A 23,083-nucleotide genomic window follows, 5' to 3' on the forward strand; every position below is an offset into this window, starting at 1 on the left:
TGGTTCATAAGCGGCGTCCGCGCCATCGGTGAGCCGGCGGCGCAACGGGATCAGAGAGAGAAGCGTGGCCAAGATTCATCATCAGATTGCGCAGGAGCTGGGGGTTCGCGACGAGCAGGTCGAGGCGGCGGTGACGCTGCTCGACGGTGGCGCCACGGTGCCGTTCATCGCGCGATACCGCAAGGAGCTTACCGGCGCGCTCGATGATGCGCAGCTGCGCACGCTGGAAGAACGGCTGACCTATCTGCGCGAGCTCGAGGAGCGTCGCACCGCGGTGCTCAATTCGATCCGCGAGCAGGGCAAGCTCGATGCCGCGCTCGAAGCCCAGATCATGGCGGCCGACAGCAAGGGCCGTCTGGAAGACATCTATCTGCCGTACAAGCCGAAGCGCCGCACCAAGGCCGAGATCGCCAAGGAGGCCGGGCTCGAGCCGCTCGCCGACATGCTGCTGGCGAAGCCCGAGAACGAGCCGAAGGAGGTCGCCGCACCCTTCGTCAATGCCGACAAGGAAGTCGCGGATGTCGCCGCCGCGCTCGAAGGCGCGCGTGCGATCCTGGTCGAACGCTTCGCCGAGGATGCCGATCTGATCGGCGCGCTGCGCGAGGAGATGTGGTCGAACGGCATCATGGCCTCGACCGTCCGCACCGGCAAGAAGACCGAGGGCGAGAAGTTCAAGGACTATTTCGACTTCTCCGAGCCGCTGCCGAAGCTGCCGTCGCACCGCATCCTGGCGCTGTTCCGCGGCGAGAAGGAAGAGGTCCTCGACCTTACCATCAAGCCGGAGGCCGAGGCGCCGGCCGTCGGTGTGCCCGGCCTCTACGAGCTGCGGATCATGAACCGCTTTGCGATCTCCAATCAGGGGCGCAAGGGCGACAAGTGGCTGGCGGAGACGGTGCGCTGGGCCTGGCGAACCAAGATCCAGATCCATCTCAACATCGATCTGCGGATGCGGCTGTGGGCTGCGGCTGAGACCGAGGCGGTGCGCGTGTTCGCCTCGAATTTGCGTGACCTCTTGCTCGCCGCGCCGGCCGGCGCCCGCGCCACCATGGGGCTCGACCCCGGCTATCGCACCGGCGTCAAGGTCGCGGTGATCGATGCCACCGGCAAGGTGGTGGCGCATACGGCGATCTATCCGCATGAACCGCAGCGGCGCTGGGACGAGTCGCTTGCTATCCTCGGCAAGCTTGCGATCGAGCATGGCGTCGAGCTGATTGCGATCGGCAACGGCACTGCGTCGCGCGAGACCGACAAGCTCGCCACCGAACTGGTGAAGCGGCTGCCCGAGCGCAAGATGACCAAGATCGTGGTCTCCGAAGCCGGCGCGTCGGTTTATTCGGCCTCCGCCTTCGCCTCGAGCGAATTGCCTGATCTCGACGTCACCATTCGCGGCGCGGTATCGATCGCAAGGCGCTTGCAGGATCCGCTCGCCGAACTGGTCAAGATCGATCCGAAGGCGATCGGCGTCGGCCAGTACCAGCACGATCTCGGCGAGGCCAAGCTGGCGCGTTCGCTCGATACCGTGGTGGAGGACTGCGTGAACGCGGTCGGCGTCGACGCCAACACCGCATCGGTGCCGCTGCTCGCGCGAGTGTCGGGCATCGGCCAGGGGCTGGCGCAGAGCATCGTGCAGCACCGCGACGCCAACGGTCCGTTCAAGTCGCGCAAGGCGCTCAAGGACGTGCCGCGGCTCGGACCGAAGGCGTTCGAGCAGTGCGCCGGCTTCCTGCGCATCACCAATGGCGACGATCCGCTCGATACCTCCGGCGTGCACCCGGAAGCCTATCCGGTGGTGCGCCGCATCCTCGAAGCGACCAAGAGCGACATCAAGGCGCTGATCGGCAATGCCGAGATCGTGCGCGGCCTGAAGCCGCAATCCTTCGTGGACGACACTTTTGGCCTGCCGACGGTGACCGACATTCTGCGCGAGTTGGAGAAGCCCGGCCGCGACCCACGTCCCGCGTTCAAGGCGGCGGTGTTCAAGGACGGCGTCGAGGAGGTCAAGGATCTCAAGAAGGGCATGATCCTCGAGGGCACCGTGACCAACGTCGCAGCGTTCGGCGCCTTCGTCGACATTGGCGTGCATCAGGACGGTCTGGTGCACATCTCGGCGATGTCGCGCAATTTCATCAAGGACCCGCGCGAGGTGGTGAAGCCGGGCGATATCGTCAAGGTCAAGGTGCTCGACGTCGAGGTCGCGCGCAAGCGCATCGCGCTGACCTTGCGGCTCGACGACGAGATCGGACCGAAGAAGGACAATGCCGGGCCGTCACGCGATTTTTCGCGCGGCACGGCCAAGATGTCTTCGTCGGCGCCGCGTCGTCCGCAGGAGCAGTCCGGCGGCGGCGCGCTTGCCGAGGCGCTACGCCGCGCCGCCGAGAAAAGCGGGCGCGGCAAGCCGACCTGACGGAACGCCCCATCTCGTGGCGCATCGCCACTGTGCGATGCGCCAGCTTTGCATCAACGCCGGGGGCGTGGCAGTAGCGCTCATGCCTCCGGGGGCAGGAAGTCGTCCATGTTCAACAGCGGATGCGGGTATTTGAACGTGTTCATGGACATCGGCAGGACCATGCCTTCCGGTGCACCCGGTATGAAATAATTGCCCTGGTACTGGTTCGGCAGCGCCATCGCTGAACCAGGTTCGTAGGACGTGCCGATCGGCGCATAGCTCATGTCGGTGCCGAACACCGCGTGCAGCGCCAGATCGACAAAGTTCATATACTTGAGCGTTCCGCGCAGATGCGTATCCTGTGCGATCAGCGCCGTGATGCTGTCCTTGACGTAGAACAGCGACGCCATGTCCTTGACGACGCCGTTGAAATCATGCGCGCCGTCGTGATGCACAACGTAATTGTGCCCGGTTTCCTTCATGATGACGCGCCGGACGTAGGACGGCAGGTCGCCGTGGAACAGGCGGATGCGCCGGGCCGCCTCGGGATAAAGCCGGCGAACCCGCTCATGGGTGAATTGCAGGTAGGGCGCGTGCAGGTCGATCAGGTCGAGATCGAAATCGAACGAACCCATGCAACCCGCGATGAACGCCGACGCGCCGCCCATGTAGACGCCGACCTCGGCGACCCGGTCGTACTGCCCGTTGAAATCGCGCAGCGTCCGCACCAGATCGAAATAGTACTGGCTGGAGCACTGGTCTTCGTACGGCAGATCCGTTTGCTGTTGCTGCCGATCGATGATCCGATCGAATATCCGGTTTTGCCCGCGCTGGATGGCGCTGGTGTAGAGGGCGCGAAACCCGCTGAACAGCTCGATGCCGAGCTTCTCCGCCGGATTGGCGATGTCTTCGAGGCTGCGATCCGGCTCGATGAATTCGCCCAGGGGCATCTCGGTATTCTCGTATAATGCCCCCTGCCGCGGCGGAGGTTGCCGAGCGCGCGGCCAGCGGGCGTATTCCAAGCGTTCTCCTCTGTAACGCAGCAGGCGGCGATTTCAGGCAGGGTTTCTGCTCCGAGATTCAGCCCCGCCGGCGGCGTCCGGCCGAACGGTTCGCGCGGCTCGTCCGGCCGCGGTCTCCGATCAACCATCTGCGCCGCGCGCTGGCTCGCCGGCCGATCAAGCGTCGCTCCGGCAACCCCGCAAATGGGCGCCGTCTCGGCGCCCGGTGCGATCAAACGAAGGCGCTCAGCCCGGTGATGTCCCGACCGACGATCAGGGACTGGATTTCGGCGGTACCTTCGTACGTGACCAGGCTTTCCATGTCGCACATGTGGCGCATGACGTGGAAATCGAGCGTGATGCCGTTGCCGCCGAGCACGTCGCGCGCCATCCGGCACACATCGCGTCCCTTGACGCTGCAATAGTACTTGGCGAGCGCGGCCATCGTCTCCTCCAGCTTGCCGTCGTCGATCAGGCGGCCGAGCCGGATGCAGTAAAGCTGCATCGCGGTGACGTCGCCGAGCATGTTGACCAGGATCGATTGAATCATCTGTGACTTGGCGATCGGCTTGCCGAACTGGATCCGGCGTTGCGCGTAGGTCAGGGCGATGTCGTAGGCCGAAACCGCATTTCCGAGCGACGCCCAGGCCACCGTGTTGCGGGTGCCCATCAGCACCCTGGCGCAATCCTTGAACGAATTGCAGTTCTTCAGGCGCGCGTCCTCCGGGACCCGGCAGTCGGTGAGCGTGATGTCGGCGTTCTGCACCATCCGCAGCGACACCTTGCCCCCGATCTTGGTCGCCTTGTAGCCCGGATTGTCCTTCTCGACGACGAACGCCTTGACCTGCTTGTCGGCGACGTCGCGGGCGTAGACCACGATGTAGTCGCACCAGACCGCATTGCCCGGCCAGCGCTTGCGGCCGTTGATCACCCACTCGTCGCCGTCGCGCTTCGCGGTCGCTTCGAGGCCGACCGAATCCGATCCATGATCGGGCTCGGTCAGGGCGAACGCGCCGACCTTCTCGAACCGGGCCATCTGCGGCAGGTAGCGCTGTCGCTGCTCTTCGGAGCCAAGCAGGTTGATCGACTGCATCGCCAGCCCGAGATGAACGGCGAAGAAGGTCGCGATGCTCGAATCGATCCGGCTGAGCTCCATCATGACCAGGCCGGCGCCGACCGCGGTCATCGGCCGGCACCCGTGCTCGCGCATGTTGTGATCGCCGACGATGTTCAGCGCGGCGATCTTGGGCACCAGTTCGAACGGAAACTCGCCGCGCTCCCAATAGGAGTTGACGATCGGCAGCACCTCGCTCTCGCCGAACTCGCGCACCTTGGCCAGGATGTCGACCTCCTCCGCCGTCAATTGCTCCTTCATCAGGAAATAGTCGGTGCCGCGGGCGCGTCCGATGTTGTCGCTGAGCTTGTCGGTGATGGGATCGGCCATGGGGGTCCTCCTTGATATGATTGGCGGGCGGTTTGTTTTAGGTGCCTCGCCGCTTCGACGTCGCTGTGCTCGGTCTGGTCCTCGATCAGGTGCGCGGAATCGTCTCCCTCACAATGCCCTTCGCCTCGCCTTCCGAGCCATGTTCGAAGCAGAAGATCGGCGTCCGCGGCGCAACGTTGAGGTGCTGAAAGTGTGGTCTCTGGAGATGCTGACGCGCTCACGTAATGTCTGTGTGCAGGCAGGTGCGCGTTCGACCACATGCCAGCATGGCAACGGCGGTTCGACCATACTGCGTCAACAAGAATTCGGTCGCAACCGGATAGGGAGTTTCGAATGGGCTCCCGTTGCGGGCGGGCTCCCGAACGGAGCAGCACCGAGGTGCGAAGCGGACAGGTCGAGGTGCGAATCGGACAGGGGATTGCTCTGCGGACGTCATGGATCGTGCGAAATCACGTTCGGCCACAAGCACGCGATCATGTCGTGAGGTCGCTTTCGGATTCTAAATCCGGCGTCAGAATCTGGCGCATTTGTCAGTTGAAGTCGGTCTTGCGCGCGCGTCTTCTGACGCTCCTCTGCTGGCGGCGACATCAGGCGCGCCGCGGTCCCAATCAGGGAGAGGGTTTCATGAAGAACAGGGTGTTCAGATTCCTCACGACGGCGACACTCGCTGTCAGCGTAGCGCTTGCTCCGGTCGCGTTCGCCAGAGGCGGTGGCGGCGGCGGACATGGCGGTGGCGGTGGTCATGGCGGCGGCTTCGGCGGTGGCATGCATGGCGGTGGCATGGCGTTCGCCGCGATGGGTGGCGGCGGCCACTTTACAGGCGGTCACTTCGGCGGTGCCCGCTTCGCGGGTGCCGGCGCGTTTGGGCCGCGGTTTGCCGGCGCTGGATTCCATGGCGCGCGCTTCTTCCATCATGGCGGCTTCTTCCATCACCGCTTCCATCGCTTCGCGTTCTTCGGCGCGCCCTATCTCTATGCCGGTTATGACGATGGCTGCTGGCGCAGGGCCTGGACGTCCTATGGGCTGCAATGGGTCAATGTGTGCGGGGACTATTGGTGATCGCCCAACCACCCGCACCGTTGTCGCGGCCGTCGCCAGACGTTCCATCCAGCCCCGGAATGGGATAGTCTGGCGGCGACCGTCGCGGGGCACTCGAGAGTTGGAGAACTCGGAGAGTTCGGGACGCCACGGAGAGTTCAAGAGTATGACCGGAGCGCATCGCCGCATTCTCGTCGTCGAGGACGATCCTGAAACCGCCGATCAGCTCGTCGAGGAGCTCACCATCAGCGGCTATGACGTGGATCTGGCGGCAAGCGGCCGCGAGGCGCTGAGCCGGGGAGCGGCGCGCGACTATGCGGTGATCACGATCGATCGCATGCTGCCCGACATCGATGGCATCACCGTGATGCGCCAGATGCGCGACGACGGCATCGCGGTGCCGTTCCTCATCATCAGTGCGCTCGGTGAGGTCGACGACCGGGTGCGGGGCTTGCGCGCCGGCGGCGACGACTATCTGGTCAAGCCGTTCTCCTTTGTCGAGTTGCTGGCGCGGCTGGAGGCGCTGGGCCGCCGCAGCGAGACCGTTGCCAAGGAGACCATCCTGCGGGTCGGCGATCTCGCGGTCGACCTGATCGCGCGGACGGCCAGCCGCCGCGGCCGCAAGATTCCGCTGCTGCCGAGGGAGTTTCAGTTGCTCGAATATCTCGCGCGCAACGAGGGTCGCGTGGTGTCGCGCGCCATGCTGCTTCAGCATGTCTGGGACCTGCATTTCGATCCGTCGACCAACATCATCGACGTCTATGTCGGGCGCGTGCGCCGCAAGGTCGACGACCAGCAAGCCTATCCGCTGATCCATACGATCCGCGGCATCGGATACTGCCTCCGTGCTCCTGGCTAAGACCCTTGGCTCATCGACCTTCCGTTTGGCCCTGATCGCCATCGGTGTGTTCGGCCTGATCGTGTCCGCGATCTTCGCTTATGTCTACTGGTCGACACTGTCCTATGTGCGGGATCGGTCCGACCGCGCCATCGTGACCGAGCAGGCCGGCCTCGATGAAGCCTATGCGCGATCCGGCCGCGATGGTCTGACCGCGCTGATTGCGCAGCGCATCGCGGACAAGGGCTTTGCCGAGCATGTCTATCTGCTGGCCGGCCCCGGCTCCGCGGTACTTGCAGGAAATCTCCGGCAATGGCCGTTGGACGCTGCCGCGCAGGGCTGGGTCGAATTTCGCGCCTCGCTGCCGCAGGCCGCCCGGGGAAGCGTGTTGGTGCGCGCCAAGATGGAGGCCTTGTCGAATGGCGACCGGCTGCTGGTCGGTCGTGACATCAGCGATCTCGATCGCTTCATGGCGCAGATCAGGGCCGCAGGGTTCGCGGTCGTCGTGCTGATCATCGTGCTTGCAGCCGCCGCCAGTATCGGAGTGACGCGGCGTACGGTCGGCCGGATCGAGTCGATCAATGCGACCAGCCGCGCCATCATGCTGTCCGGTCTCGATCAGCGCATCCCGCTCCACGGCAGCCATGACGAATGGGACCGCGTCGCCGAGAATCTCAATCTGATGCTGGATCGCATCCAGACCTTGATGGGAGACGTCAAGCAGGTCGGCGAGAATATCGCCCATGACCTGCGCACGCCGCTGACGCGGATGCGCGGCCGGCTCGAGAAGGCCTATCACTCCTCGCGCGACGGCGGCGCCGACGCGGTGCTAATCGGCGACACCATCGCCGATCTTGATGCGGTGCTCGGAATGTTCGCGTCGATCACCCGGATCTCCGAAATCGAGACGCGGGCGCGCAAGGGTGCGTTTCGCAGCGTCAATCTTGCCGAGATAGCGGGCGAGGTGGTCGAACTCTATGATGCTGCCGCCGAACAGGTCACCACCGGCCTCGGTCTGGCCGGCGATCCGGCGGTGCTGGTCACCGGCGACCGCGATCTGTTGTTCGACGCCATCGCCAATCTCGTCGACAACGCCATCAAGCATGGCCGCCCGGGCGGCCTTGTGACCGTGACCTGCGACAATGAGGAGGGCGGCGCGGTGATCGCGGTCGCTGACAATGGCCCCGGCATTCCCGCCGACCAGCGCGATCACGTGTTCAAGCGCTTCTACCGGCTCGAGCAGAGCCGCTACACCCCGGGCAACGGTCTCGGGCTCAACCTGGTTGCAGCCGTCGCGAGCCTGCACGGCGCGAAGGTCGAATTGCGCGACAACGCGCCGGGATTGTTGTGCCGGCTCGTGTTTCCCGCGGCGGAAATGTAATTCACCCGTCATTCCGGGGCCCGCGAAGCGGGAGCCCGGAATCCATTTCGCCGCGCGTGATGCGGTTCAATGGATTCCCGGCTCAGCCCTTCGGGCTGTCCCGGAACGACGAGGGACAAGCGCGCCTCCTGCCATTTGTGCGATCGCGCAAGCCTCGGTGTCAAAACCTCACCGCCATGTCCACGAGCCTCCGATGCGCCGCCTCGCGCGCGGCGTGGGCCGGCTCCATGGGCCCGGCGGTCGGGCCGATCGGCATGAAGCGGACGTCGCTGATCCCGATGAAGCGCAGCGCCTCGCGCAGATACGGCGTCGCCATGTCGATGCGGCCGCGGTTCATGCCGGTGACGAAATCGCTGCCGCTGGCGATGATCACCAGCGTCGGGCGGTCCTTGAGCAGTGGCAGATAGCCTTGCGCGGGATCGAAGCGGAAGCTCAGCCCGGGCTGGATGATGAGGTCGAGCCACTGCTTGAGCTTGTAGGGAATCGAAAAATTCCACATCGGCGTCGAGATCAGCACGCGATCCGCCAGCGACAGCCGCAGCGCCAGATGTTCGGCGGCCGCGAACGCGTCGCGTTGGGCATTGCTGAACGCCCTGCCGCCGATCCGGGCGTATTTGGCCTCCAGCACGTCGCCCTCGAACTCCGGCAACCGTTCGCGCCACAGGTTCAACGCATCGATCTCCCAGTCCGGGCGGACCTTGTTGAACCGGTCCAGAAACGCGCGTGCACCCGCTGCCGATTCCGAATCGGGGCGGGGAGAGCAGGCGACGTGAAGCAGTTTCGGCACCGCTTCCGCCTTTCAGCCAAGCGCCTTGATGACGGTGTCGGCATTGGTCACGACGGAGACGTTCTGGAGTGCAAAATTGATCGCGGCGTTGTGCCAGTCGGCGTTCATGGTCGAGCAACAATCTTCCGGCACGATCATGAAATAGCCCTTGTCGGCGCCGGTGCGGGCGGTGTGCTCGACCGACATGTTGGTCCAGGCCCCGGTGTTGATGATCATGTCACGGCCGGTCGCCTTCAGGATGGTTTCCAGCCGCGTGCCTTCCCAGGCGCTCATCCGCATCTTCTCGACCACGAAATCGCCCGGGCGCGGCTCGAGGCCGGAGACCGGTGCCGCGCCCCAGCTACCGCGCACCATTGCCTTGCTGTCCACCAGCCCTTCGAACAGCGGCGCATTCAGCGTCACGCCCGGCGCACCTGGCTCGACCACGAACCAGACATGGATGATCGCCACTCCGCGGGCACGCGCGGCCTCCGCCACGCGACGGACATTCTCGATGACATGCTGCTGGCGTGCATGCGCAGGCGCGCCCGAGTCCGCGAATGCGCCACCGTCCATGATGACGTCGTTCTGCATGTCCTGGATGATCATGGCGCAGCGCTGCGGGTCGATCTGCATCTCGCCGGCCGCGAGGTTTGGCGCGGCGGAAGATGTTGCTGCACTCGTCCCGGTGCGCTTGCCGCTCATATAGGGCTCATGACGCGGCCCGACTTTTGTGGGGACCGCGTAGACCGAATGGGTCGCGGTCAGATAGAGCGTACGAAAATCGGGGCCGCCCCAGGCCAGATTGGCGACGAGCTCGGGCAGGCGGACCTTGCCGAGCAGGTCGCCGCCAGGCGTGTAGACCCAGACGCCGCCGGGGGCGGTGACCCAGACATTGCCGCGCTGGTCGCATTTCATGCCGTCGGGCAGACCAGGTTCGAGTTCGGAGCGGATGCCCGAGGCGAACACGCGGGGATTGCCGAGCGCGCCGTCGGCGCCGACGTCGAAGGCGCGGATCAGCGCCTGCACGGTGTCGTTGACATAGAGAATGCGCTCGTCGGGCGAGAAGCACAGCCCGTTCGGTTGATCGAACAGATAGCGATCGACCAGGAGCTTTGGCGCGCCGCCGCCCGGCGGCACGCGATAGACGCCCTGGAATCCGAGTTGGCGCGGCCGCTCGACGCCATAGACCGGCATGCGGCCGTACCAGGGATCGGAGAAATAGATCGCGCCGGAGGAATGGACGCAGACGTCGTTCGGACTGTTCAGCTCCTGGTTCTCGTAATGCGAGGCCAGCACCTCGCGCCGCCCGTCGGGCCGCTCGCGGATCAGCGAGGACGTGGCGTGTTCGCAGACGATCAAATTGAGGTCGGCGTCATAGGTCATCCCGTTGCATTTGTTCGACGGACGCTTGATCTCGACTACGCCGCGCCGCGCATCCCAGCGGCGGCGCACGTCGCCGGGCATGTCGGAGAACAGCAGGAATTGATCGACCGGGTGCCAGATCGGTCCCTCGGTGAAATCGAAGCCGGTCCCGACCTGGCCAACCGGCGCGTAAGGATCGATCAGGTCTTCGAATTCGCTGCGCAGCGTGACATGCGTCATCGTGACGGACCTTCGCGGTTATGCCGGGAACCAGCTGCGCTGCGGCAGGCTCTGCACGACAGGCCCGGGCACCTGGTCGTGCAACCGGCCGACCACCGTGCCGCCCTCGATCTTGGCCGGGCGATCATGCACCGGCAGCAAATAGCGCGAGTTTGAAAGCAACTTCTTGATCGACGCCTTCTCCGCCCGCTTGCTGGTGCCGTGGTTGCCGGTGGTGCGCGGCTCGGCGTCGTGGATTTCGTTGAACGGATTGATGATCTGGTCGTTGAAATCATAGATCACGTCGCCGCAGATCGTGGCGATGCCGTCGGCGGTGTGGACGTGGATGTTCATCGAGCCCTCGGTATGGGCGTTGGCGGCATCGCAATAGACGCCGGGCATCAACTCGACCGGACCGGTGATCTCGAGGTCGAGGAAGCGCAGCGCGCTCTTGGTGTGCAGGCGGTCGATGAGATGCTTGATGTCGGGCGCGGGATATTGCGGATGCATGAGGCCGGAGACCGAATACTCCAGCTCCTTGCGGTTGACGACGACAGTCGTGTTCATCGGGAACAGATCGTCCTTGCCGGCATGGTCGATATGCAGATGGGTGTGGCAGACGAAACGGACGTCGCCCATCCGCACGCCGTGGCGGGCGAGCTGGTTCTCGATCATGTTCTCGTGGAACTGGAGCCCGCGCATGCCGAGCGTCTCCATGATCTGGTTGGAGCGGTAGCCGGTGTCGACCAGCACGGGATAGGGGCCGCCGAGGATCAGGAAGCCGAGCGTCAGCACGCGGCGGGTGCGGCCGCAATTGTGCCCGAGCACGAGGAAGCTCGATTCCAGCTCGATATCGCCATAGTCCAGGATCTTGATTTCCAACGGCATCGCTTTCCCTCCCAATTCCTGTTCATTGTCATGTTCGTGCTCGCGGCGCCGATGGCCCCAGCCGATAGACCCGCTCCGCCGTCGTGCTGAAGATCGCGTCGCGCTGCGCGGGGCTGAGCGGCCCGACGGCCGCCTTGAAGGCGTCGATCAGATTGCGATAGCTGGTCCACAGCTTCTCGATCGGAAAGTTCGAGCCGAACAGGCAGCGGTCCGCGCCGAAGATTGCGACGGTGTCGGTCACGATGCCGGCGATATGCGCTGGATCGTTGCGATGGATGAAGGTGCCGAGCCCGGACAGCTTCGATACCACGTTGGGACATTGCGCCAGCCGTGCCATGCCGGCGCGCCAGGCAGCGCGGCCTTGCGGCGACAGATCCTCCAGCATGCCGGCATGCTGGAGGACGAAGGTCACGTCCGGGCAGGCTTCGGCGAGACCGGCGGCGTCGGCCATTTGTGACGCGAACACCTGGAGATCAAAACTCCAGCCATAGTCCACGAGGTGTCCGACGTTGCGCCGGATCACGGGATCCGCACAGAGGTCGGGGCGCGCCGCGAACCGATAGAGCGGGTTCTCGTGCCAGTGCAGCTGCATGCGCACGCCGCGCACCAGCGGATAGCGCTTGAGGCGATCGAGCTGCGGGCGGACATCGTCGACGGAGAAGTCGGCATAGGCGACCAGCGCGTGCGGCCTGCCATGCGCGTCGGCGGTTTGCTGTACCCAGGCTGCCTCGTCCTCGAACTGGCCGTTCGGCCAGTTGGTCTGGACATAGACCGAGCGGGTGACGCCGGTGCCCTCGAGGTCGGCGAGATATTCCTCGATCGGGTAGTCGCGGCGGATCGGCTCATAGGGACCGAAGATGCGCGGCTGCATCGGCCCGGACAGCCAGGCCAGATCGGCCTGCCGCCAGATGTGATGATGTCCGTCGACGATGCCGGTCACGCAGCTCTCCTTGTTGCAAGCGACAGCAGATGCGCGACCACGGCCGCGCTCGTTCCGCCGTCCACGAGATCATCGACAAAGCGCTGGATCGCGAGCAGCGCCTCGGTTTGCGGCTTGAAGCCGGGGGCGGTCGCGAGCGGCGTCAGCCAACTCACCCGCCAGGCCCGGCGTGACAATTTTGCCACCGCATCGCGCAGCGCCGTTGGATCGCCGCGCTCGAGCCCGTCGGAGACGATCACGACGGCGGCGCCACGGGCATATCCACCGAACCGCGGCACCGCGAGGAAGGCCTGCAACGCATCGCCGATCCGGGTGCCGCCGTCCCAATCGCTGACCAGGAAGGCCGCCGCGTTCAGCGCCTGCTCGCGGCGCTTGAGCCGCAGCGCCGGCGTCACGCGGGTCAGCCGCGTGCCGAAGGTGAACACCTCGACGGTGCCGGCCGACTGCACCAGCGCGTGCGCGATCCGCATGTTCTCCTCGGTGCGCGCCTTCATCGAGCCGGAGACATCGATCAGGAGCAGGATCTTGCGCGGGCGCTGGCGGCGGCGCATCCGTCCGAGCCGCAGCACCTCGCCGTCATTGCGGACGTTCTCTCGCAAGGTGCGGCGAAGATCGGCGAACGGACCGCTGCGCGCCCGGCGTCGCCTGTGGCCGCGTCGCCGCGGCAGCCGCCGAGCCGCCTCGCGCGACAGTTGCCGGAGCGGATCGCTGCTCGGCACTTGCGCGAAGCGGCGTTCGACCAGCGCCTCGGCCCGCGCCGCTGCGAGCCCGGATTCATTGGCCTCGTCGGCAAGCGGTGGTTCGTCGTCGCCGCGGCTCTCTTCCTGGAGGCGGACCGTCTCCTCGTCCTCGCCCTCGGCCTGTTCGATCGCCTCCGCGCCGCGGAAATGGATGTCAAACAGCCGGTCGTAGGTCGCGCGGCGCTCCGGCGGCGGCGCCAGGGTCGCAAGCCCGGCGCGGCGGATGTGTTCGAGGCTCTGTGGCCCGAGCAGTTCGATCGCCACGAGAAAGCTCGTCGTCTGCTCCGGCGCAACCAAGAAGCCGTTGGCGCGCAGCAGCGCGACAAAAGAGACGAAGATCTGCGCTGCGCGCGGCAGCTGAAGGTCGTCGCTCACGCCGCCGCCTCCGCGATGATCGCATCGAGCCGCGGCGAGATGAAATGCAGGTCCTCCTCGTCCTTTAGCGCGACGCCGATCGAGCGCTTGAACGCATCGGGCCAGCGCGCGCCGCCCTTGTTGAGCAGGGTTGCGGCCTCCGCCCAGTCGACTGCTTCGGCGATGCCCGGCGCCTTGCTCAGCGGCTCGCGGCGCAGCCGGCCAACCGCGGCAACCACGGCGCGGGCGGTGGCTTCGGCGACGCTGGAGGCCCGCATCATTACGATCCGCGCCTCGCGCTCGGCGTTCGGATAGTCGATCCAGTGGTACACACAACGCCGCCGCAGCGCCTCGTGCAGATCGCGGGTCCGGTTCGAGGTCAACACCACCACCGGATGCTCGGCGGCGCGGATCGTGCCACGCTCCGGAATCGAGATCTGAAAGTCGGAGAGGAATTCGAGCAAGAAGGCTTCGAACTCCTGGTCGGCGCGATCGATTTCGTCGATCAGCAGCACCGTCGCATCAGGCGCGCGCAGCGCGGCGAGCATCGGCCGCTCGATCAGGAACGACTCGCTGTAGATGTCGATGCTCTCCTCGCCGGCCTGCCGGATCGCCAGCATCTGGCGCGGGTAGTTCCATTCATAGAGGGCCGCGGACGCGTCGATACCCTCGTAACATTGCAGCCGGATCAGCTTGCGGCCAAGCACGGCGGCGATCGCCTTCGCCGCCTCGGTCTTGCCGACACCCGCCGCGCCCTCCAGCAACAGCGGCTTGCCGAGCGCGAGCGAAAGGTAGGAGGACGTCGCGATGCCGTCGTCGGCGAGGTAGTAGGCCGCGCGCAGCGCCTTCTCCAGCGCCTCGGGGCTGTCGATACCGACGATGTTGCTGCGAACCGGCATGCCGAACCCTCAACGCCTTGGCTGCGGCCGCGCGCCGCCCTGCGCCTTGATCGCGCGCAGCACCTTCTCCGGCGTGATCGGCAGATCGTCGATCCGGACGCCCACCGCGTTGAAGATCGCATTCGCGACCGCGGGCAGCACCGGGTTGGCGCACATCTCGCCCGGTCCCTTGGCGCCGAACGGGCCATCGGGCGCGGGGCGTTCAAGCACAGCGATGTCATGCGGGCAGATGTCGCCCGGACCCGGCATCAGATATTCGACGAAGTCGCGCGGGCCGTGCACCGGCTCCGGATAGTAAGGCTCCGGCGTCTCGTAGAGCGCGTGGCTGACGCCCATCCAGGCGCCGCCGACCAGTTGCTGCTCGACCAGCCGTGGATTGAGCGCGCGGCCAAGCTCATAGGCAGAATCCATCCTGACCATGTCGACCTCGCCGGTCTCGTCGTCGACCTCGACCTCGGCGACCAGGCAGGCATGGGCGTAGCACGTCGCCGGCGACATCTCACCGGTCTCCGGGTTCACGTCGGACAGCGGCACCAGGAAGATGCCGCGGCCGGAGATCGTCTTGCCCTGCTTGAACTGTGCGGCGATCGCGACGTCCTTGGTCGAGATCGAGCGATGCGGCGCGCCCTTGACGTGGATATTGCCGCGGCCGTCGGTCTCGAGATCCGCGGCATTCACTTCCAACTCCTCGGCGGCCGCCTCCATCATCACGCCGCGTGCCTCCCGTGCGGCCGCCATCACGGCGTTGCCGACGCGATGGGTGCCGCGCGAGGCGAACGAGCCCATGCAATGCGGGCCGGTGTCGGAATCAGCGGTGTCGACATAGACGTCCTCGACCGGGACGCCGAGCGTCTCGGCGCAGATCTGCCGGGTCACCGACTTCATGCCCTGGCCGAGATCGATCGAGGACAATGCGACCGTGAACTTGCCGCTCGGGTTGGAATGCACCAGCGCCTGGCTCGGGTCGCCGCCGAGATTCATGCCGATGGGATAGTTGACTGACGCGATGCCGCGTCCGCGATGCCGGGCCATGGTCAGCGCCTCCTGGTGCCGAAGACGGAAGAGAAGCGGGTGGCGCCATGTGACGGCGCGGTCGGCCGCGGTGGCGGAGGGGACGGCGGCGACGACGGTGGCGGCGGTGGCGGCGGCTCGCGGCTCGCAGCCGGGGCGCGATCATAGGTCGTACGCTGCTGCGATGGTGCAGGCAGCGGCGCATATGTCTCACGCGGCGTCGGCGACACCGCGGCACGCGCACCGCCGCCATCCTTGCGCGACGACATTCGCTTGAAGTCCTCGCGCAGCGGCCATTTTGCCTTTTCGGCGGCAACTTGCACGCATTCGATCAGCGCGGTGTTCTTGGCCTCGCGGCGATGCGCCTTCATGTCGCCGTCGCGATAGGCATTGAGGATCCGGAACTCCATCGGGTCCATGCCGACGAGATGGGCGAGCTTGTCCATCTGGCATTCGATGGCAAAATCCATCGCCGTGACGCCGAAGCCGCGCATCGCGGTTGCCGGCGTCCGGTTGGTGAAGACGCAATAGACGTCGCCATGGACGTTCGGGATCGTGTAGGGGCCGGGCAGATGCGCGGCGCATTTTACCGCCGCATAGCTCGACAGCCGCGTATAGGCGCCGCTGTCGAAATAGGCGCGCACCTTGCGGGCAACGACGCGGCCGTCGCGCATCACGCCGTCCTTGATGTAGATGCGCTCGGCGCCGCGCGGCGGGCCATATTGCATCTCCTCTTCGCGTCCGAACACGTAGCGCACCGGGCGCCCGGTTAGCATCGCGCCGAGGATGCAGAGCGGCTCGGTCAGCGTGTCGACCTTGCCGCCGAACCCGCCGCCGACGGTGCCGCCGATGAAGTGGAAGGTGTTGGAGGGCACGTCGAGAATCTTGGCGCAGGTGTCGACCGAGAAGAACAGCGCCTGCGTCGAGGTGTAGACGATATAGCGGCCATTGGTGTCGGGCGCCGCGATCGAGCCGTTGGTCTCGGTCGGGGCGTGCTCGATCGGCGACATCTGATAGCGCTGTTCCAGCACATGATCGGCCGAAGCAAGCGCGCGGTCGGCGTCGCCGAAGCGGAGCTGCTGGCGGTCGTAGGTCTCGTGATAGGTGAAGGTGTTCTTGGGATAGACCTCATTGACCACGGGCGCGCCAGACTTCAGCGCATCCTCGACGTCGAACACCGCCGGTAGCACTTCGTAGTCGATCTTGACCTTGGCGATCGCCTCATAGGCCTCGCGCGGGCTGTCGGCGACGATGGCCACGATCGGCTCGCCCTTATAGCGCACCTTGTCGACCGCAAGCGACGGCTCGTCGTCCTTGCCGAAATTGATCAGGGAGAGCAGCGTGTTCAGATTGCGCGGCACGTCGGAAGCGCGGATCACCCGCCGCACGCCCTGCGACCGCTCGGCCTCGGAGGTGTCGATGCGGCGCAGCCGTGCGTGCGGATGCGCGCTGCGGACCACCTTCAGATGCAGCATGCCTTGAAGCTTGTGATCGTCGAAATAGGGCGAGGTGCCGGTGACATGGCCGAGCATGTCCTGGCGCTGCGTGCCCTTGCCGATTTCCTTGAGGTTATCGTCGCGCTCGTCGGCGAAGAGGTCCTTGCGCAATTCCAGCATGGCACTATTCCTTACGCGCGAGCGCGGCCGCCGGATGCGGCAGCCAGCACGGCGTTGATGATCGGCTCATAGCCGGTGCAGCGGCAGATGTTGCCGGAGATCGCCTCGACCACTTCAGCCCGGCTCGGCTGCGGGTTGCGGTCGAGCAACGCCTTCGCGGCCATCAGCATGCCCGGCGTGCAGTAGCCGCACTGCGCGGCGAAATTATCGGCGAAGGCGCGCTGCAACGGATGCAGATTGGGGCCGTCCTTGATGCCGTCGAGCGTCTCGACCGACCGGCCGGCGACCGTTTCGGCCAGCGTCAGGCAGGACAGATGCAGCTCGCCGTCGATCAGCACGCTACAGGTGCCGCAGCCGCCCTGGCCGCAGCCGAATTTCGGCGTCATGTCGCCGATCAGCTCGCGCAGTGCGACCAAAAGGTTGGTGCCACCGTCGACGAAGATCGCGACGTCGCGGCCGTTGTGTTGGAATTGAAGGGCAGTCTTGGCCATCACGATTATTCCTGACCGGACAACAGGCGGCGGAGATGCACGCCGACGATCTCGCGGCGATACCAGGCGCTGGCGAGCGCATTGTCGCCGGGCGAAGTCCCTTCCACGGCCGCCGCGGCAGCCGCGTTGATCGTGGAGCTATCGAGTGATCGGCCTTCCAATGCGCGTTCGGCGGCACGCGCGCGGATCGGGGTCGGTGCCATCGAGCCGAGCGCGACCCGGGCGCCGACGATGCGGTTGCCATTGACCGGCAGATGCACTGCGAGCGTGATGACGGCGCCGCCCTTGGGCTTGATCCGCGCGATCTTGCGATAGCGGAAGGCATCGGCGCTGCCGGGCTTGGCAAAGGAGATCGCGAGCACCAGCACGCCGGTCTGCCGGTCGCGCGATTGCAGGAACTCGTCGATCGGGATCTCGCGGCCGCCGAGGCCGCCCTGGACCGACACCATGGCATCGAGCGCGAGCATCGCAACCGTGAAGTCGCCATAGGGCACCGGCGCGAACAGATTGCCACCGACCGTTCCCATGTTGCGCACCGCCGGCCCGCCGATCGAGCGTGCAGGAGCGTGCAGGAAGCCCAGATCGCGCTCGGCCAGGATGCGCGCGAAGGTCACGCCAGCGCCGAGCGTGATGCGCGAGCCTGACGCGTCGATCCTCGCCATTGCTTGGTCGCTGGCGCGTACGACGGTCGAGATCGAGATGTCGCCCTCGTTCAGCGCCCGCATCACCAGTGTGCCGCCGCCGAGATAGCGGGCGCTACGATCCGACGACAGCGCCGCCGCCGCGTCATGGGTGTTGGTGAAGGTCTTCACCGTGACTGGCATGGTGTGCTTCCCGCTTACGCGGCCTCCTTCAGATGCCGGCGGATGGCCTCGAACCCGGCCTGGTAGATATCCTCGGCGACCATCTGCGTGATACGGTCCCGGTCTTCGGTCCGCGTCGTGAAGCGCGATTCCCAGTGCCAGAAGGTGCGGTCGCCGTCAGTGACCGGCAGCAGGCGGACATGCGCCACATAGTTGAACATCGGGAACGGCGTATCGAGCAGGCAGTAGCTGAAACTCTGTTCGAGATCGGACAGCGCTAACAGCTGCTCGCGCAGCTCGGCGCCGTCCTTCAGCTTGAACCGCCTGACGCAGCCGATCTTGTCGGACGGCTGCGCGCGCTCGATGCCGCTGCTCGCGACCGCCGGGTGCCAATGATCGTGGCCGTTGAAATCGCGCAGCACCGCCCACACCGCATCGGTCGGTGCTTCCAGGATGGTGCTTTTGACGATATGCGGCACGGCTACATCCCACCGTTTCCGATTCGAGCGGGCTTCTTCACCTCGCCCCGCTTGCGGGGAGAGGTCGGAATTTGCGCGCCGCGCAAATTCCGGGTGAGGGGGACTCTCCACGGGCCAAACCGCTGCCGTCCCCGTGGAGACTCCTCCTCACCCCAACCCTCTCCCCGCAAGCGGGGCGAGGGGGCGCAGTGTGCCTTGATCCGAGCAGTCGCGATCACGTCTTCATCCCCCGAATGCCCGTTTCAGCGCGTCGAAGCCGCCCTGAAACACGCCGCCGCCGATATTGTTGACAAGCTCGGCCTCGCGCTCCGGCGCGCAATCGAACTCGGCGGTCCATTCCAGGAAGGTCTGGTCGCCATCGGTGACCGGCGTCAGCCGCAGGGTCGCGACGTAGTTCTCGACGCCCATCGGCGATTCGAGGATCGAGTACGTGCAGAACATGTCGTAGTCGGACAGCCCGAGCAGCTTCTCGCGGATGCGATCGCCGTTGCGCAGCCGGAAATCCCTGACGCAGCCGATCTTGTCCGAGGGCTCGCCGCCCTCGATCCGGCTTTCCGCGATCGCGGGATGCCAGTTCGGCAGGCCGTTGAAGTCGCGTACGCGGGCCCAGACCCTGTCGTTGCGGGCGTTGACGACGGTGGAGACGTAGACTCGTGCCATGGCGCGGGCTCAGTCCTTCTTGCGTGACGGGCGTTCGGAGTGCGGTTCGCCGCCGCCCTCGGGCGCTGCGGGCTTGGCATCGCCACCGCTCTTGCGCGCGGCATCCTTGATGCCCTGCATGTCGCGGGCCTCGCGGATCAGGCCGGGCATCTTGGCGAGACTACCGCCCTCGACGCCGATATCCGACAGGATCGAGTCGATCAGCGGCGCCTGCACCCGATAACGTAGCGCCGAGTCGATCACCTCGTCGGTGGCGCTGCGGCCGGTGCCGTTGCCATGGCCGTTGCCGTTGAGGCCATCGACCTGGAGGATGCGGATGCCTTCGATCTTCTCCATCGGCTTGACGCTCTCGCGCACGATGCCCTCGATGCGATCGAGCAGCTTGCGGCGGAACAGCGAGTAGCGCGCCTGATCGGTCAGCACGTTCTCGGCCTCGTTGAGCATCCGCTGCGCTTCGGCCTCGACCGCGGCACGGACGCGCTCGGCTTCGGCCGCGATCCTTGTCTCCTCGGCCTGCTTCTCGGCCAGCAGCACCTCGACCGTCTTGCGCCGCTTGGCGATCTCGCTCTCGCGGGCGGTGACGACGCGCTCGGCCGCTTCCGTCGCGTGGATCCGGGCGTCCTCGGCCGCGGCGCGCGCCGCGGATTCCTCCAACGATTTCTGATGCAGCGCGATGGCCTTCTCCATCAGCGCGGTCTCGACGTCCTTCTCGCGATTGACCTCGAGCTTGCGCAGCTCGCGTTCGCGGCCGATCCGGGCTTCGTCGAGCCCGCGGTCGGAGGCAATCCGCGCGCGCTCGACCTCCTCGCGGGCCGCGATCTCGGCCTCTTGCAGCGACTGGTTGCGGGCGACTTCGAGTTGCTCGATCGCACGCCGTCGCGCGATCCGCGCGGCTTCCAGCGCCTGCTCGCGCGAGACGTCTGTGGTGTCGACCTCCTTGCGGGCGGTGATCTCGGCCTGCCGGACCTGCCGGTCGGCGTCGATCCGCTCGGAGCGCTTGGCGGCCAGCGCGATCACGCGCTCCTCGTCGGCGAGCTCGATGGTCTTCTTCTGGTCGATGTTGAGCACCTCGCGGGTCCGGGAGGAGGCGATCCGCTCGCTCTCCAGCGTCAGCTCGACATCGATCCGCTGCCGCTCGATGGCGTCGCGGCGCCTCAGCTCGGCGGCCTCGATTGCCTCGGTGCGCTCGATCTCCAGGCCACGGGTCTCGCGCTCGGCGCGGATGCGTTGCGCGGCGACCGACTTCTCCTGCGAGATACGCGCGGCCTCGATCGCCTCGCGCGAGGCGATGTCGGCTTCCTCGATCGCGCGGGTGCGCGCAATCTCAAGCGCCCGGACGTTCTCCTCCTGGGCGATCCGTGACGCCTCGGTGGCTTCGCGTGCACTGATGCCGGCGATCTCGACCGCCTGGTTGCGCTCGATCTCCAGCTTGCGCGTGGTGTGGTCGGCGGCGATGCGCTCGGCGGCCAGCGTCTTTTCTCTGATGATGCGGGCGGTCTCCACCGCCTTCTGCGCCTCGATCTCCGCTTCCTGGATGGTGCGTACTTGCTGGATCTCCAGCGCGCGGGTGCGCTCGTCGGACGAGATGCGTTCCACATTGACCGTCATGGTCTGGGCAATCCGCGCTTTCTCGGTCGCCTCGCGGGCCGCGATCTCGGCCTCGTCAACCGCGCGGGTGCGCTCGATCTCGCGACGGCGGGTCTCCTCCTCATTGGCGATGCGAGCATCGGTGACGACGCGGTCCTGCTGGATGCGGGCCTTCTCGATCGCTTCACGCGCGGCGATCTCGGCCTCCTCGACCGTGCGCATCCGCTCGATCTCGCGCTGGCGCACCTCGCGCTCGGAGGCGATGCGGGTGGTGTCGACCGAGCGCTGGTTGGCGATCCGGACCTTCTCGATCTCCTCGCGGGCCAGGAGCTCCTTCTCCTCGACCGCGCGGGTACGCTCGATCTCCTTGTGCCGGGTCTCGCGTTCGGAGGCGATGCGGGCTTCGGTGATCGCCTGCTCGTTGGCGATGCGCGACTTCTCGATCGCTTCCCGCGCCAGGATCTGGGCTTGCTCGGCCTCGGTTTCGCGTAGCGCGCGCTCGCGGGCCACCTCGGTGCGCTGCAAAGCGCGGCGCATCTCGATGTCGCGCTCCTGTTCAAGGCGGGCGGTTTCGCTTTCGCGCTCGATCTCCAGCGCCTGACGCTCCGCCTCCAGATTGCGGGACCGGATCTTGATCATCGAGTCCTGCTCGATGTCGTTGCGGAGCTTGCGCTTGGCCTCGATGTCCTCCATCAGCCGGGTCAAGCCTTCGGCATCGAAGCGGTTCGAGGGGTTGAAATATTCGAGGTCGGTCTGGTCGAGATCGGTGATCGCGACCGACTCCAACTCCAGACCGTTCTGCGCCAGCGCTTCGGCGGCATTGGCCTTGACGCGCGCGACATAGTCGCCGCGCTGCTCGTGCATCTGCTCCATCGTCATCTCTGACGCAACCGAGCGGATCGCGGAAATGAACTTGCCTGACAGCAGGGTGTGGAGTTGCTCCGGCTCCATGGTACGGCGGCCGAGCGTCGCGGCGGCGATCGAGACGGCGTCGCGGGTCGGCTGGACCCGGACATAGAAATCGGCCTCGATGTCGACGCGCATGCGGTCGCGGGTGATCACGGCATCCTGCCGGGAACGCACGATCCCCATCGGCAGCACGTTCATGTTGACCGGCGTATAGTCGTGGATGAACGGCAGCACGAAGGCGCCGCCATTGATCACCACCCGCTCGCCCATGAAACCGGTGCGGACGAAGGAGACCTCCTTCGATGAGCGATGATACAGCCAGTTCACGACATAGACGATGATGATGATCGCGACGATTGCGACGATGAGCCAGAGGATCAATTCACCGACCAGCATCCCCGACATCTCTTCCTCCCTTGGTCACGGCGGCTCTAGCGCGCGCCGATCGCCTTGAATTTGCGAACCTGCTCCGTCAGCGCCCGCTCGACCGGCAGGCGCTCCATCGAGGAAGCGCCGTAAAAGCCGTGACAGTTGCGGGTCTTCTTCATGATGAAATCGGCGTCGGCGGGGTCCGCGATCGGACCGCCATGCGCGAGCACGATGATGTTCGAATTGACGCTGAGCGCGGCCTCCGCCCAGGCCTCGATGCGGGCGGGACAGTCGGCGAGCTTGAGCGCGGTCTGGGCGCCGATCGTGCCGCCGGTGGTGAGGCCCATATGGCAGACGATGATGTCGGCACCCGCGATCGCCATCGCGGTCGCTTCCTGCTCGCTGAACACATAGGGCGTGGTCAGCATGTCCTTATCGTTCGCTTTCGCGATCATGTCGATCTCGAGCGCGTAGGACATGCCGGTTTCTTCGAGATTGGCGCGAAAGGTGCCATCGATCAGGCCGACGGTCGGAAAATTCTGCACGCCGGCGAAGCCGAGTGCCTTGAGTTGGTCGAGGAATACGTCCATGTCGCGGAACGGGTCGGTGCCGTTGACGCCGGCGAGCACCGGCGTGCTGGTCACGACCGGCAGCACTTCGGCGGCCATCTCGATGACGATCGCGTTGGCATCGCCGTAGGGCATCAGTCCGGCCAGCGAGCCGCGGCCGGCCATGCGGTAGCGCCCGGAATTGTAGATCACGATCAGGTCGACGCCGCCGGCTTCCTCGCATTTCGCCGAAAGTCCGGTGCCGGCGCCGCCGCCGACGATCGGCTCGCCGCGTGCGATCATGGCGTGAAACTTCTTCAACAGTGCCGCGCGTTCAAACCTCGCCATGGG

General features: G+C 66.0%; 20 protein-coding genes. 4 read left to right on the plus strand and 16 right to left on the minus strand.

Features of this window, described 5'->3' with window-relative positions; genetic code table 11:
• The first annotated feature begins 64 nt into the window (after window positions 1-64).
• A complete protein-coding gene (locus tag CWS35_RS13265) occupies window positions 65-2,404 on the plus strand; it encodes a Tex family protein (RefSeq protein WP_100952140.1) in 2,340 nt (779 codons plus the stop codon).
• 80 nt (window positions 2,405-2,484) lie between these two features.
• On the opposite strand, the gene CWS35_RS13270 is transcribed toward CWS35_RS13265, so the two are convergent.
• On the minus strand, window positions 2,485-3,336 hold the full coding sequence (locus tag CWS35_RS13270; protein WP_100952141.1) for a hypothetical protein: 852 nt from the start codon (window positions 3,334-3,336) through the stop codon (window positions 2,485-2,487).
• 283 nt (window positions 3,337-3,619) lie between these two features.
• Window positions 3,620-4,831 (minus strand): acyl-CoA dehydrogenase family protein, encoded by a 1,212-nt coding sequence (locus CWS35_RS13275; RefSeq protein ID WP_100952142.1) that lies wholly within the window; start codon window positions 4,829-4,831, stop codon window positions 3,620-3,622.
• A 624-nt stretch (window positions 4,832-5,455) separates the two neighbouring features.
• Here CWS35_RS13275 and CWS35_RS13280 point away from each other — a divergent pair.
• From CWS35_RS13280 to CWS35_RS13290, 3 genes are all read left to right on the plus strand, one after another.
• Window positions 5,456-5,890 (plus strand): hypothetical protein, encoded by a 435-nt coding sequence (locus tag CWS35_RS13280; protein ID WP_168226321.1) that lies wholly within the window; start codon window positions 5,456-5,458, stop codon window positions 5,888-5,890.
• Window positions 5,891-6,035: 145 nt separating this feature from the next.
• Entirely contained in the window at window positions 6,036-6,728 is a 693-nt protein-coding gene (locus CWS35_RS13285) for a response regulator transcription factor (protein WP_100952143.1), read from the plus strand.
• Window positions 6,729-7,026: 298 nt separating this feature from the next.
• The gene (locus CWS35_RS13290) at window positions 7,027-8,088 is read left to right on the plus strand and encodes a sensor histidine kinase (protein WP_371682870.1); all 1,062 of its coding nucleotides are present in this window, start codon (window positions 7,027-7,029) and stop codon (window positions 8,086-8,088) included.
• Between the two features lie 160 nt (window positions 8,089-8,248).
• Here CWS35_RS13290 and CWS35_RS13295 read toward each other — a convergent pair whose 3' ends face one another.
• The 14 genes from CWS35_RS13295 to CWS35_RS13360 form a co-directional block, all read right to left on the minus strand.
• The gene (locus CWS35_RS13295; protein ID WP_100952145.1) at window positions 8,249-8,875 is read right to left on the minus strand and encodes an FMN-dependent NADH-azoreductase; all 627 of its coding nucleotides are present in this window, start codon (window positions 8,873-8,875) and stop codon (window positions 8,249-8,251) included.
• Window positions 8,876-8,887: 12 nt separating this feature from the next.
• Window positions 8,888-10,459: an isochorismatase family protein gene (locus CWS35_RS13300; protein WP_100952146.1), complete on the minus strand. Its 1,572-nt coding sequence runs from the start codon at window positions 10,457-10,459 to the stop codon at window positions 8,888-8,890.
• 18 nt (window positions 10,460-10,477) lie between these two features.
• Entirely contained in the window at window positions 10,478-11,326 is an 849-nt protein-coding gene (locus tag CWS35_RS13305; protein WP_024583038.1) for an MBL fold metallo-hydrolase, read from the minus strand.
• A 28-nt stretch (window positions 11,327-11,354) separates the two neighbouring features.
• The gene (locus tag CWS35_RS13310) at window positions 11,355-12,266 is read right to left on the minus strand and encodes an amidohydrolase (RefSeq protein ID WP_100952147.1); all 912 of its coding nucleotides are present in this window, start codon (window positions 12,264-12,266) and stop codon (window positions 11,355-11,357) included.
• Complete coding sequence (locus CWS35_RS13315) at window positions 12,263-13,381, minus strand: VWA domain-containing protein (RefSeq protein WP_100952148.1); 1,119 nt, start codon at window positions 13,379-13,381, stop codon at window positions 12,263-12,265. The genes CWS35_RS13310 and CWS35_RS13315 overlap by 4 nt, the downstream gene beginning before the upstream one ends.
• Window positions 13,378-14,259 (minus strand): MoxR family ATPase, encoded by an 882-nt coding sequence (locus CWS35_RS13320; RefSeq protein ID WP_100952149.1) that lies wholly within the window; start codon window positions 14,257-14,259, stop codon window positions 13,378-13,380. The genes CWS35_RS13315 and CWS35_RS13320 overlap by 4 nt, the downstream gene beginning before the upstream one ends.
• Window positions 14,260-14,268: 9 nt before the next feature.
• A complete protein-coding gene (locus tag CWS35_RS13325; RefSeq protein ID WP_100952150.1) occupies window positions 14,269-15,291 on the minus strand; it encodes a xanthine dehydrogenase family protein molybdopterin-binding subunit in 1,023 nt (340 codons plus the stop codon).
• 2 nt (window positions 15,292-15,293) lie between these two features.
• Window positions 15,294-16,886, minus strand: coding sequence for a xanthine dehydrogenase family protein molybdopterin-binding subunit (locus CWS35_RS13330; protein WP_100952151.1), 1,593 nt, complete (start codon window positions 16,884-16,886; stop codon window positions 15,294-15,296).
• A gap of 11 nt (window positions 16,887-16,897) precedes the next feature.
• The gene (locus CWS35_RS13335; protein ID WP_018273433.1) at window positions 16,898-17,377 is read right to left on the minus strand and encodes a (2Fe-2S)-binding protein; all 480 of its coding nucleotides are present in this window, start codon (window positions 17,375-17,377) and stop codon (window positions 16,898-16,900) included.
• A gap of 5 nt (window positions 17,378-17,382) precedes the next feature.
• Window positions 17,383-18,201: a xanthine dehydrogenase family protein subunit M gene (locus tag CWS35_RS13340; RefSeq protein WP_100952152.1), complete on the minus strand. Its 819-nt coding sequence runs from the start codon at window positions 18,199-18,201 to the stop codon at window positions 17,383-17,385.
• A 14-nt stretch (window positions 18,202-18,215) separates the two neighbouring features.
• Window positions 18,216-18,659, minus strand: coding sequence for an SRPBCC family protein (locus CWS35_RS13345; RefSeq protein ID WP_100952153.1), 444 nt, complete (start codon window positions 18,657-18,659; stop codon window positions 18,216-18,218).
• Between the two features lie 222 nt (window positions 18,660-18,881).
• Complete coding sequence (locus CWS35_RS13350) at window positions 18,882-19,319, minus strand: SRPBCC family protein (protein WP_016847814.1); 438 nt, start codon at window positions 19,317-19,319, stop codon at window positions 18,882-18,884.
• 9 nt (window positions 19,320-19,328) lie between these two features.
• Window positions 19,329-22,220: a flotillin domain-containing protein gene (locus CWS35_RS13355; RefSeq protein ID WP_100952154.1), complete on the minus strand. Its 2,892-nt coding sequence runs from the start codon at window positions 22,218-22,220 to the stop codon at window positions 19,329-19,331.
• A 26-nt stretch (window positions 22,221-22,246) separates the two neighbouring features.
• A complete protein-coding gene (locus tag CWS35_RS13360; protein ID WP_024583048.1) occupies window positions 22,247-23,080 on the minus strand; it encodes a phosphoenolpyruvate hydrolase family protein in 834 nt (277 codons plus the stop codon).
• Window positions 23,081-23,083: the final 3 nt, after the last annotated feature.

This window comes from Bradyrhizobium sp. SK17 (assembly GCF_002831585.1).
Lineage (GTDB): Bacteria > Pseudomonadota > Alphaproteobacteria > Rhizobiales > Xanthobacteraceae > Bradyrhizobium.

Coding starts and splice junctions, on each gene's coding strand:
- CWS35_RS13270 (WP_100952141.1), bottom strand. CDS start 3,336: ATGCCCCTGGGCGAATTCATCGAGCCGGATCGCAGCCTCGAAGACATC.
- CWS35_RS13275 (WP_100952142.1), bottom strand. CDS start 4,831: ATGGCCGATCCCATCACCGACAAGCTCAGCGACAACATCGGACGCGCC.
- CWS35_RS13280 (WP_168226321.1), top strand. CDS start 5,456: ATGAAGAACAGGGTGTTCAGATTCCTCACGACGGCGACACTCGCTGTC.
- CWS35_RS13285 (WP_100952143.1), top strand. CDS start 6,036: ATGACCGGAGCGCATCGCCGCATTCTCGTCGTCGAGGACGATCCTGAA.
- CWS35_RS13300 (WP_100952146.1), bottom strand. CDS start 10,459: ATGACGCATGTCACGCTGCGCAGCGAATTCGAAGACCTGATCGATCCT.
- CWS35_RS13305 (WP_024583038.1), bottom strand. CDS start 11,326: ATGCCGTTGGAAATCAAGATCCTGGACTATGGCGATATCGAGCTGGAA.
- CWS35_RS13320 (WP_100952149.1), bottom strand. CDS start 14,259: ATGCCGGTTCGCAGCAACATCGTCGGTATCGACAGCCCCGAGGCGCTG.
- CWS35_RS13325 (WP_100952150.1), bottom strand. CDS start 15,291: ATGGCCCGGCATCGCGGACGCGGCATCGCGTCAGTCAACTATCCCATC.
- CWS35_RS13330 (WP_100952151.1), bottom strand. CDS start 16,886: ATGCTGGAATTGCGCAAGGACCTCTTCGCCGACGAGCGCGACGATAAC.
- CWS35_RS13335 (WP_018273433.1), bottom strand. CDS start 17,377: ATGGCCAAGACTGCCCTTCAATTCCAACACAACGGCCGCGACGTCGCG.
- CWS35_RS13340 (WP_100952152.1), bottom strand. CDS start 18,201: ATGCCAGTCACGGTGAAGACCTTCACCAACACCCATGACGCGGCGGCG.
- CWS35_RS13350 (WP_016847814.1), bottom strand. CDS start 19,319: ATGGCACGAGTCTACGTCTCCACCGTCGTCAACGCCCGCAACGACAGG.
- CWS35_RS13355 (WP_100952154.1), bottom strand. CDS start 22,220: ATGTCGGGGATGCTGGTCGGTGAATTGATCCTCTGGCTCATCGTCGCA.
- CWS35_RS13360 (WP_024583048.1), bottom strand. CDS start 23,080: ATGGCGAGGTTTGAACGCGCGGCACTGTTGAAGAAGTTTCACGCCATG.